7 protein-coding genes are annotated in these 10,963 nt (G+C 60.6%); 3 read left to right on the top strand and 4 right to left on the bottom strand.

Going from position 1 to position 10,963, the window contains the following annotated elements:
• Window positions 1-9 precede the first annotated feature (9 nt).
• Both PSH90_RS01985 and PSH90_RS01980 read left to right on the top strand, forming a co-directional pair.
• Complete coding sequence (locus PSH90_RS01985) at window positions 10-453, top strand: hypothetical protein (protein WP_041477580.1); 444 nt, start codon at window positions 10-12, stop codon at window positions 451-453.
• A gap of 135 nt (window positions 454-588) precedes the next feature.
• The gene (locus PSH90_RS01980; protein ID WP_305382040.1) at window positions 589-1,026 is read left to right on the top strand and encodes an excinuclease; all 438 of its coding nucleotides are present in this window, start codon (window positions 589-591) and stop codon (window positions 1,024-1,026) included.
• Between the two features lie 103 nt (window positions 1,027-1,129).
• On the opposite strand, the gene PSH90_RS01975 is transcribed toward PSH90_RS01980, so the two are convergent.
• Entirely contained in the window at window positions 1,130-2,032 is a 903-nt protein-coding gene (locus PSH90_RS01975) for a LysR family transcriptional regulator (protein WP_305382038.1), read from the bottom strand.
• Window positions 2,033-2,150: 118 nt separating this feature from the next.
• Here PSH90_RS01975 and PSH90_RS01970 point away from each other — a divergent pair, with 118 nt between their 5' ends.
• Window positions 2,151-3,425 (top strand): MFS transporter, encoded by a 1,275-nt coding sequence (locus PSH90_RS01970; protein WP_095181025.1) that lies wholly within the window; start codon window positions 2,151-2,153, stop codon window positions 3,423-3,425.
• A gap of 176 nt (window positions 3,426-3,601) precedes the next feature.
• Here PSH90_RS01970 and hemE read toward each other — a convergent pair whose 3' ends face one another.
• The 3 genes from hemE to gltB form a co-directional block, all read right to left on the bottom strand.
• Window positions 3,602-4,669 (bottom strand): uroporphyrinogen decarboxylase, encoded by a 1,068-nt coding sequence (gene hemE, locus PSH90_RS01965; RefSeq protein WP_056787355.1) that lies wholly within the window; start codon window positions 4,667-4,669, stop codon window positions 3,602-3,604.
• A 251-nt stretch (window positions 4,670-4,920) separates the two neighbouring features.
• Window positions 4,921-6,339, bottom strand: a complete 1,419-nt coding sequence (locus tag PSH90_RS01960) for an FAD-dependent oxidoreductase (RefSeq protein WP_007909438.1) — start codon at window positions 6,337-6,339, stop codon at window positions 4,921-4,923.
• Window positions 6,340-6,372: 33 nt separating this feature from the next.
• Window positions 6,373-10,818, bottom strand: coding sequence for a glutamate synthase large subunit (gene gltB / locus PSH90_RS01955; RefSeq protein WP_150638042.1), 4,446 nt, complete (start codon window positions 10,816-10,818; stop codon window positions 6,373-6,375).
• Window positions 10,819-10,963 lie beyond the last annotated feature (145 nt).

The raw sequence follows: 10,963 nt of genomic DNA, 5'->3' as shown, positions 1-10,963 counted from the left end.
GAGACCTACATGCACTTCAAGAAATTCGCCGCCGTTACCCTGCTGCTCTGCGCCCTGCCAGCGGTCAGCCAGGCCCGCGACACGGCGGTCTACCTGCCATTCGACAAAGCCGTCGCCGAAGCCACCCGCTCCGGCAAGATCGATGGCAGCGTGAAATTCTATCTGGCCGGCAACACCCCGGCCGGCAAAGTCACCGTCGTCAGCCCCGACGCCGTGACCAACAAGAAAACCAACGCCTTCAACAAATCCGATGAAGTCGCCTGCGAGTGGGTCGCCCAATCGGCAATCATCAGCCTGCACCAGGCCGCGAAAAACGCCGGCGCCAACGCCGTGACCAACATCGTCAGCTTCTACAAGCGCAACGAGCGCAAGGACGCGCAAACCTACGAATGCCACGCCGGCGCGATCATGGCGGGCGTTGCGCTGAAGGGTGATCTGGCGAAGGTTCAGTAAACGCCAGAAATGACAAAGGGCGCCGTTTGGCGCCCTTTTTATTTGCAGTGATTCAGCAGCATCTACACTCGCTGATGCAGGTCGCAGCACCGTCACCTGCCCTCGCAGTCTCTTTCACCGTCAAAGGAGATGACCATGCAAGTGAAAGCCCTGATGGCCGCTGCGCTTATCGCCCTGCTGCCCAGTGCCAGCCATGCCACCAACCTCATGTACATGCCTTTCGAAACCGTGCTGTCGGACGCCATTCGCGCCGGGCGACTGGACGGCAGTGTGAAGTTCTACCTGATCGGCTACGGGCCGCAGGGCACTCAGCAGTTGCTGCGCCAAGGGGTGGTCAGTGATTTGAAAACCAACGGCTTCAACAAGAGCGATCAGGCTTCGTGTGAATGGGTGTTGCAGTCGAATCTGATCAAATTGCAGGCTGATGCCAAGCGGGTCGGGGCGAATGCGGTGGTCAATATCGTCAGCTACTACGACCAGCGTGTACGCAAGGATTTGAATACCTACGAGTGCCGGGCAGGAGTTTTTGTTACCCGGGTGGCTTTGAAGGGGGATTTGGTGCGGTTGCCCTGAAATCTGTGATGTTTGGGCCGACGCCTTCGCGAGCAGGCTCGCTCCCACCTTGGAATGCGTTTCCCTGTGGGAGCGAGCCTGCTCGCGAAAGCGCCAGCCGCCTTCACACCGTCAGCGGTTCAACCTTGCGCGTAAGCAGTTCGACAAACGCCTTGGCCATCGGCGATTTCTGGTCTTTGCGCTGCACCAGCCACACCGCCGAAATCGCTTCGGGATCGAGCAGCGGACGGTAGACCACGCCGTCGATGCGCATGCGTTGGTAGGACGCTGGCAGCACCGATACACCGAGGCCCGCTGCGACCAGACCGATGATGGTCATCGCCTCGCCGGCCTCTTGGGCGAAGTGCGGGCTGAACCCGGCATCGCGCGCCAGACTGAGCAGTTGTGCATAGAGCCCGCTGCCATAGCTGCGCGGGAAAAACACGAAGGGCTCCAGCGCCAGCGCCGATAGAAACAGACCTTCATCGCTACTTTGGGCCAGTGGATGCTTGGAACTGAGCACCGCCACCAATGGCTCGCGCATCAACTCCACAACACTCAGTGAATCTGGCAATCCCAGCGGGCGCATGATGCCGACTTCGATCGACTCGTCCACCAGAGCGTCGGCGACCATGGTGCTGCTCATTTCGTGCAAATTCAGATGCACCGCCGGAAAGCGCTGACGAAAGGAAAAAATCGCCTGCGGAATCGTCGAGTTGAACGGCGCCGACGAGGTGAAACCAATCTTCAACTCACCCAGCTCACCAAGTTGCGCACGCCGGGCGACATCCGCGGCCTTGTCGACCTGCGCCAGCACCAGCCGCGCCTCCTGCAGAAACAGGCGACCGGCCTCGCTCAACTCGACCCGACGGTTGGTGCGCTCGAACAAGCGCGCGCCGAGCTGTTGCTCCAGCGCCTGAATCTGTTGGCTCAGTGGTGGCTGGGAGATGCCCAGCACCTGTGCGGCCCGGCCGAAATGCAGTTCTTCGGCGACTGCGATGAAGTAACGCAGATGACGCAGTTCCATAGGATTTCCATTAGGTCGCTGAAGCTATCAAACAGGTCGAACAATATATTGGATAGAAACATTAGCCAGCTATATGATTTTTTCATTGCCTGCCCGGCTGTGCTTTCCGAGGTCTGAAGTGAAAACTGCTGTCGCGCCCCTTGCCCACGAAGTCCCGCCCGCTGCCGGCGACGATACCCTCGCCGAGCTGCAAGAGATCTACATCGAAAAAGGCACGCCGGCGTTCATGCGCACGGTGCTGGCGCTGTTCTGTGGCGGCTTTGCGACGTTTGCCCTGCTCTACTGCGTACAACCGATGATGCCGCTGCTGTCCCACGAATACGGGATCAACGCGGCGCAGAGCAGTCTGATCCTCTCGGTGGCAACCGGCATGTTGGCCTTCGGTCTGCTGATCACCGGGCCGATCTCCGACCGCATCGGCCGTAAACCAGTGATGGTCGCGGCGCTGTTCGCTGCCGCGTTGTGCACCATCGCCAGTTCGATGATGCCGAGCTGGCACGGCGTATTGATCATGCGCGCGCTGATCGGCCTGTCGTTGAGCGGCCTGGCAGCAGTGGCGATGACCTATCTGAGCGAAGAAATCCATCCTCAACACATCGGCCTGGCGATGGGTTTATACATCGGCGGCAACGCGATCGGCGGGATGAGCGGACGCTTGATAACTGGCGTGCTGATCGACTTCGTCAGCTGGCACACGGCGATGCTGGTGATAGGCGGTCTGGCGCTGGTCGCGGCGGCGGTGTTCTGGAAGATCCTCCCGGAGTCGCGCAACTTCCGCGCCCGCTCACTGCACCCGCGCAGCCTGCTCGACGGCTTCACCATGCACTTTCGCGACGCCGGCCTGCCGCTGCTGTTTCTTGAAGCGTTCGTGCTGATGGGCGCGTTTGTCACGCTGTTCAACTACATCGGCTACCGCTTGCTGGCTGCGCCGTACAACCTCGATCAGGTATTTGTCGGATTGCTCTCGGTGGTCTACCTGTCGGGGATCTACAGCTCGGCGAAGATCGGTTCGCTGGCGGACAAACTGGGGCGGCGCAAAGTGCTCTGGGCGACGATTGCGCTGATGTTCGCCGGGCTCGCGCTGACGATGTTCACGCCGCTGTTGCTGGTCATCATCGGCATGCTGGTGTTCACCTTCGGCTTCTTCGCTGCGCACTCGGTGGCGAGCAGCTGGATCGGCCGGCGCGCGTTGACCGCCAAGGGTCAGGCGTCGTCGCTGTATCTGTTCAGTTATTACGCCGGGTCGAGCATTGCCGGGACTGCGGGCGGGGTGTTCTGGCATCTGGGCGGGTGGAACGGCATCGGCCTGTTTATTGGTGCGTTGTTGCTGATTGCCCTGCTGGTGGCGTTGAAGCTGGCGAAGTTGCCGCCGTTGCAGGGTGTCAAAGCCTGACATAAAACCCTGTGGGAGCGAGCCTGCTCGCGAATGCACTGTGTCAGGCAACATCAGTGTTGAATGACACACCGCTTTCGCGAGCAGGCTCGCTCCCACAGTTGATTTGGGTACGACATTAGATCGTGCAAAAGAAAACGCCCGGCATTGGCCGGGCGTTTTTTATTGGGCGCTGATCACTCGTGATACTGCGCTGACAGCTCATGCACCGCACGCAGGAACGCGCCGGCATGTTCCGGATCAACTTCCGGGGTGATGCCATGACCAAGGTTGAACACGTGGCCGCTGCCCTTGCCATAACTGGCCAGAATGCGCCCGACTTCAGTGCGGATCGCTTCCGGTTTGGCGTAGAGCACGGTCGGGTCCATGTTGCCTTGCAGCGCGACCTTGTCGCCGACACGGGCACGGGCGTTGCCGATGTCGCAGGTCCAGTCCAGGCCGAGGGCGTCGGCGCCGGCTTCGGCGATGCTTTCCAGCCACAGGCCGCCGTTTTTGGTGAACAGAATCACCGGCACTTTGCGTCCGTCGTTCTCGCGGATCAGGCCGCTGACGATTTTCTTCATGTAAGCCAGGGAGAATTCCTGATACGCCGCCGCCGACAGGTTGCCGCCCCAGGTATCGAAGATCTGCACCGCTTGCGCACCGGCCATGATCTGGCCGTTGAGGTACGAAGTCACCGACTGCGCCAATTTGTCGAGCAGCAGGTGCATGGCTTGCGGGTTGTCGTAGAGCATCGCCTTGGTCTTGCGGAAGTCTTTCGAGGAGCCGCCTTCAACCATGTAAGTCGCGAGGGTCCACGGACTGCCGGAGAAACCGATCAACGGCACGCGACCGTTGAGTTCGCGACGGATGGTGCTGACCGCATCCATCACGTAGCCGAGGTCTTTGTGCGGATCCGGGATCGGCAACGCTTCGATGTCGGCCATCGTGCTGACGACTTTTTTGAAGCGCGGACCTTCACCGGTCTCGAAGTACAGGCCCTGGCCCATGGCATCGGGAATGGTGAGGATGTCGGAAAACAGGATCGCCGCGTCCAGTTGCGGGTAGCGGTCGAGCGGTTGCAGGGTGACTTCGCAGGCGAATTGCGGATTCATGCACAGGCTCATGAAGTCGCCGGCATGCGCGCGGCTGGCGCGGTACTCCGGCAGGTAGCGACCGGCCTGGCGCATCATCCACACAGGGGTGACGTCAACGGGTTGCTTGAGCAGGGCGCGGAGGAAACGGTCGTTCTTCAGGGCAGTCATGTCGGCATCCGGAAAAAAAGTGCGGGCATTTTCTCAGAGCGCGAGGCAAAAGGCACGGATGTGGGTCAGCCTTTTGTCTATCGGGTCAATTTGTCGCGCTGGAATGCGCTATCAGCAACACCGAGAAACAACTGTGGGAGCGAGCCTGCTCGCGAAGAGGGCTTCACATTCAACATCTCTGTTGACTGATCCACCGCTTTCGCGAGCAGGCTCGCTCCCACAATTAATCCCATTCCAATTTTGGAAAGTGATCAGACACCCAGGTAATCGAGGATCCCTTCAGCCGCATTGCGCCCCTCGAAGATCGCCGTCACCACCAGGTCGGAACCGCGCACCATGTCGCCGCCGGCGAAGATTTTCGGGTTGCTGGTCTGGTGCTTGTACTGACCTTGCTCAGGCGCAACAACGCGGCCCTGGCTGTCGGTCTGGATCTCGAACTGTTCGAACCACGGCGCCGGGCTCGGGCGGAAGCCGAAGGCGATGACCACGGCATCGGCCGGGATGATCTCTTCGGAACCCGGGATCGGCTCGGGGCTGCGACGGCCACGGGCGTCCGGTTCGCCGAGACGGGTCTCGACCACCTTCACGCCTTCGACCTTGTCTTCACCGACGATGGCGATCGGCTGGCGGTTGTAGAGGAATTTGACGCCTTCTTCCTTGGCGTTCTTCACCTCTTTGCGCGAGCCGGGCATGTTCGCTTCGTCGCGACGATAGGCACAGGTCACCGACTTGGCGCCCTGACGGATCGAGGTGCGGTTGCAGTCCATCGCCGTGTCGCCGCCGCCGAGTACCACGACCTTCTTGCCTTTCATGTCGACGAAATCTTCCGGCGACTTTTCAAAGCCCAGGTTGCGGTTGACGTTGGCAATGAGGAAATCCAGCGCGTCATAAACGCCCGGCAGATCCTCCCCGGCAAAACCGCCCTTCATGTAGGTGTAGGTGCCCATGCCCATGAACACCGCGTCGTATTCGGCGAGCAGTTGTTCCATGGTCACGTCTTTACCGACTTCGGTGTTGAGACGGAACTCGATGCCCATGCCGGTGAAGACTTCGCGACGATTGCTCAGCACGGTCTTTTCCAGCTTGAACTCGGGGATGCCGAAGGTCAGCAGGCCACCGATTTCCGGGTTCTTGTCGAACACCACCGGAGTTACACCGCCACGCACCAGCACGTCGGCACAACCAAGACCCGCCGGGCCTGCGCCGATGATCGCCACGCGTTTGCCGGTCGGTTTGACCTTGGACATGTCCGGGCGCCAGCCCATGGCGAACGCGGTGTCGGTGATGTACTTCTCGACCGAACCGATGGTCACCGCGCCGAAGCCGTCGTTCAGGGTGCAGGCACCCTCGCACAGACGATCCTGCGGGCACACCCGGCCGCAGACTTCCGGCAGGGTGTTGGTCTGGTGCGACAGCTCGGCGGCCTGAAGGATGTTGCCCTCGGCCACCAATTTGAGCCAGTTTGGAATGAAGTTGTGCACCGGGCACTTCCATTCGCAATACGGGTTGCCGCAACCCAGGCAGCGGTGGGCCTGATCGGCCGACTGCTGGGGTTTGAACGGTTCGTAGATTTCAACGAACTCTTTCTTGCGTTGACGCAACAGTTTCTTCTTCGGATCCTTGCGCCCGACATCGATGAACTGGAAGTCGTTATTCAGACGTTCAGCCATTGTTAAAACCTCATCAAACTCTTCAGGCGCATATCACTGCGGGTTGGCACGAGTGCTGGAAAGCAGGGTTTTCAAGCTGGCAGCCTTGGGCTTGACCAACCAGAAACGCCGCAAGTAATCGTCGAGGTTCTCGGCGAGTTCACGACCCCACTCGCTGTCGGTTTCGGCGACGTACTCGTTCAGCACGTTCTGCAGGTGGCTGCGATAGGCTTCCATCGCCTCGCCGCTGATTCGCTGGATTTCCACCAGTTCGTGATTGACCCGGTCAACGAAGGTGTTGTCCTGATCGAGCACGTAGGCGAAACCACCGGTCATGCCAGAACCGAAGTTGTAACCGGTCTTGCCCAGCACGCAGACGAAACCACCGGTCATGTACTCGCAGCAGTGATCGCCAGTGCCTTCCACGACGGTGTGGGCACCGGAGTTACGCACGGCGAAACGCTCGCCTGCGGTGCCGGCGGCGAACAACTTGCCGCCAGTGGCGCCGTACAGGCAGGTGTTGCCGATGATGGCGCTTTCCTGAGTTTTATAGACGCTGCCCTTCGGCGGCACGATGACCAGCTTGCCGCCGGTCATGCCTTTGCCGACGTAGTCGTTGGCGTCGCCTTCCAGGTACATGTTCAGACCGCCGGCGTTCCACACACCGAAGCTCTGACCTGCCGTGCCCTTGAAGCGGAAGGTGATCGGCGCTTTCGCCATCCCCTGGTTGCCATGCTTGCGCGCGATTTCGCCGGAGATCCGCGCGCCGATCGAACGGTCGCAGTTGCAGATATCCAGCTCGAACTCGGCACCGCTGAGGTCGTTGATCGCCGACGCGGCCAGCTCGACCATCTTCTCCGCCAGCAGACCTTTGTCGAACGGCGGGTTGCGCTCGACGCCGCAGAACTGCGGTTTGTCCGCCGGGATGTGATCGCTGCCCAGCAGCGGGGTCAGGTCCAGGTGATGTTGCTTGGCGGTCTGGCCTTCGAGGATTTCCAGCAGATCAGTGCGACCGATCAGTTCTTCGAGGGAGCGCACACCAAGCTTGGCCAGCCACTCACGTGTTTCTTCGGCGACGTAGGTGAAGAAATTCACCACCATGTCGACGGTGCCGATGTAGTGATCCTTGCGCAGCTTCTCGTTCTGCGTCGCGACGCCAGTGGCGCAGTTGTTCAGGTGGCAGATGCGCAGGTATTTGCAGCCCAGTGCGATCATCGGCGCGGTGCCGAAGCCGAAGCTCTCGGCGCCGAGGATTGCCGCTTTGATCACGTCGAGGCCGGTTTTCAGGCCGCCGTCGGTCTGCACCCGGACTTTGCCGCGCAGGTCGTTGCCGCGCAGGGTCTGGTGGGTTTCAGCGAGGCCGAGTTCCCAAGGTGCGCCCGCGTATTTGATCGAAGTCAGCGGCGAAGCACCGGTACCGCCGTCGTAACCGGAAATGGTGATCAGGTCGGCATAGGCCTTGGCCACACCGGCGGCGATGGTGCCGACGCCCGCTTCAGCTACGAGTTTCACCGAAACCAGCGCCTGCGGGTTGACCTGCTTGAGGTCAAAGATCAGTTGCGACAAGTCTTCGATCGAGTAGATATCGTGGTGCGGCGGTGGCGAAATCAGGGTCACGCCCGGCACTGCGTAACGCAGTTTGGCGATCAGCCCGTTGACCTTGCCGCCCGGCAGTTGCCCGCCCTCGCCCGGCTTGGCGCCTTGGGCGACCTTGATCTGCAGCACTTCGGCGTTGACCAGGTATTCCGGGGTTACACCGAAACGGCCGGTGGCAACCTGCTTGATTTTCGAGCTCTTGATGGTGCCGTAACGCGCCGGATCTTCGCCGCCTTCGCCGGAGTTGGAACGCGCGCCGAGGCGGTTCATGGCTTCGGCCAGGGCTTCGTGAGCTTCCGGCGACAGTGCCCCCAGCGAGATACCGGCGGAATCGAAACGCTTGAGCACCGACTCCAGCGGCTCGACTTCACTGATATCCAGCGGCGTGTCGAGGGTCTTGACCTTGAACAGGTCGCGAATCATCGACACCGGACGGTTGTCCACCAGTGAGGTGTATTCCTTGAACTTGGCGTAGTCGCCCTGCTGCACAGCGGCTTGCAGAGTGTTGACCACGTCCGGGTTGTACGCGTGATATTCGCCACCGTGGACGAACTTCAGCAGACCGCCCTGCTGGATCGGCTTGCGCGGGCTCCAGGCTTCGACGGCGAGGGCTTTCTGCTCGGCTTCGATGTCAACGAAGCGCGCACCCTTGATCCGGCTTGGCACACCACGGAAGCTCAGTTCGCAGACTTCTTCGGACAGACCAATGGCCTCGAACAGCTGCGCACCACGGTACGAAGCGATGGTCGAGATACCCATCTTCGACAGGATCTTGAGCAGGCCTTTGGTGATGCCCTTGCGGTAGTTCTTGAACACCTCATAGAGGTCGCCCAGGACTTCACCGGTACGGATCAGGTCACCCAGCACTTCGTAGGCCAGGAACGGATAGACCGCCGAGGCACCGAAACCGATCAGCACCGCGAAGTGATGCGGGTCACGGGCGGTCGCGGTTTCAACGAGGATGTTGGAATCGCAACGCAGGCCTTTTTCGGTCAGACGGTGGTGCACTGCACCGGTCGCCAGCGAAGCGTGGATCGGCAGCTTGCCCGGGGCGATATGACGGTCGCTGAGGACGATCTGGGTACGCCCGGCGCGCACGGCTTCTTCAGCCTGATCGGCAACGTTGCGGATCGCCGCTTCGAGGCCAAGGCTTTCGTCGTAGTTGAGGTCGATGATCGCCCGTTCGAAACCCGGACGGTCGAGGTTCATCAGCGAGCGCCACTTGGCCGGAGAGATCACTGGCGAGCTGAGGATCACGCGCGAGGCGTGTTCCGGCGACTCCTGGAAAATGTTGCGCTCGGCACCGAGGCAGATTTCCAGCGACATCACGATCGCTTCACGCAGCGGGTCGATCGGCGGGTTGGTCACCTGCGCGAACTGCTGACGGAAATAGTCGTACGGCGTGCGCACACGCTGGGACAGCACAGCCATCGGCGTGTCGTCGCCCATCGAGCCCACGGCTTCGTAACCTTGCTCGCCAAGCGGGCGCAGCACCTGATCACGCTCTTCGAACGTGACCTGATACATCTTCATGTATTGCTTGAGCTGATCGACGTCGTAGAAAGCCGAACCGTGGTCGTTGTCTTCCATGGTCGCCTGAATGCGCAGGGCATTCTTGCGCAGCCATTGCTTGTACGGATGACGGGATTTCAGACGGTTGTCGATCGCATCGGTGTCGAGGATCTGCCCGGTTTCGGTATCCACGGCGAAGATCTGGCCCGGGCCGACGCGACCCTTGGCGAGCACGTCTTCAGGCTGGTAGTTCCACACGCCGATTTCCGAGGCGAGAGTGATGAAACCATTCTTGGTGGTGACCCAGCGCGCCGGACGCAGACCGTTACGGTCGAGCAGGCACACCGCGTAGCGACCATCGGTCATCACCACGCCGGCCGGGCCGTCCCACGGTTCCATGTGCATCGAGTTGTACTCGTAGAACGCACGCAGATCCGGGTCCATGGTTTCGACGTTCTGCCACGCTGGCGGAATGATCATCCGCACGCCACGGAACAGGTCGATGCCACCGGTGACCATCAGTTCGAGCATGTTGTCCATGCTCGATGAGTCGGAACCGACACGGTTGACCAGCGGGCCGAGCTCTTCCAGATCCATCAGATCATTGGTGAACTTGGTCCGACGGGCCTGCGCCCAGTTGCGGTTACCGGTGATGGTGTTGATTTCGCCGTTGTGGGCGAGGAAGCGGAACGGCTGCGCCAGCGGCCATTTCGGCAGGGTGTTGGTGGAGAAGCGCTGGTGGAACACGCAGATCGCGGTTTGCAGGCGCTCGTCACTCAGGTCCGGATAGAACGCGGCCAGGTCGGCCGGCATCATCAGGCCTTTATAGATGATGGTCTTGTGCGAAAAGCTGCAGATGTAATGGTCGGTGTCAGCGGCGTTGGCCACCGACGAACGGCGACGGGCGCTGAACAGCTTCACGGCCATGTCCTGATCGCTCAGGCCTTCGCCGCCGATGTAGACCTGCTCGATCTGCGGCAGGCGCTCAAGGGCCAGGCGGCCGAGGACGCTGGTGTCGATCGGCACTTTGCGCCAGCCGATCAGTTGCAGGCCTTCGGCGAGGATCTCGCGGTTCATGTTCTCGCGAGCGGCTTCGGCCTTGGCCGGATCCTGATTGAAGAACACCATGCCCACGGCATATTGCTTGGGCATTTCGACACCGAAGCTCTCCTGGGCAATGGCTCGCAGGAAGGCGTCGGGTTTTTGAATCAGCAGACCGCAACCGTCACCGGTCTTGCCGTCGGCATTAATCCCACCGCGGTGGGTCATGCAGGTCAGGGCCTCGATGGCCGTTTGCAAAAGGGTATGACTGGGCTCGCCCTGCATATGAGCTATCAGGCCGAAACCGCAGTTATCCTTGAATTCATCTGGTTGGTACAGACCTGCTTTCATAGACACTTTCTCACCAGGCTGCCTCTATTCGAGGCAAATTTCTTTTCAATTCAACCACTTGCGTTCCGCGCCGAACGTACGCCGGCTTAGCGGGGGCAAAAGGGTGGTCATTGTACACAGCGACACAGAGGCTCACAAATTTGAC

The organism is Pseudomonas sp. FP1762 (assembly GCF_030687105.1).
Classification (GTDB): domain Bacteria; phylum Pseudomonadota; class Gammaproteobacteria; order Pseudomonadales; family Pseudomonadaceae; genus Aquipseudomonas; species Aquipseudomonas siliginis.
The sequence above is the reverse complement of the archived record's forward strand: the minus strand, read 5'-3'. Positions and strand labels throughout refer to the sequence as shown.

Excerpts from the sequence above, each read along its gene's own strand:
- hemE (WP_056787355.1), bottom strand. The coding sequence starts at position 4,669 with ATGACTGCCCTGAAGAACGACCGTTTCCTCCGCGCCCTGCTCAAGCAA.
- PSH90_RS01985 (WP_041477580.1), top strand. The coding sequence starts at position 10 with ATGCACTTCAAGAAATTCGCCGCCGTTACCCTGCTGCTCTGCGCCCTG.
- gltB (WP_150638042.1), bottom strand. The coding sequence starts at position 10,818 with ATGAAAGCAGGTCTGTACCAACCAGATGAATTCAAGGATAACTGCGGT.
- PSH90_RS01980 (WP_305382040.1), top strand. The coding sequence starts at position 589 with ATGCAAGTGAAAGCCCTGATGGCCGCTGCGCTTATCGCCCTGCTGCCC.
- PSH90_RS01960 (WP_007909438.1), bottom strand. The coding sequence starts at position 6,339 with ATGGCTGAACGTCTGAATAACGACTTCCAGTTCATCGATGTCGGGCGC.
- PSH90_RS01975 (WP_305382038.1), bottom strand. The coding sequence starts at position 2,032 with ATGGAACTGCGTCATCTGCGTTACTTCATCGCAGTCGCCGAAGAACTG.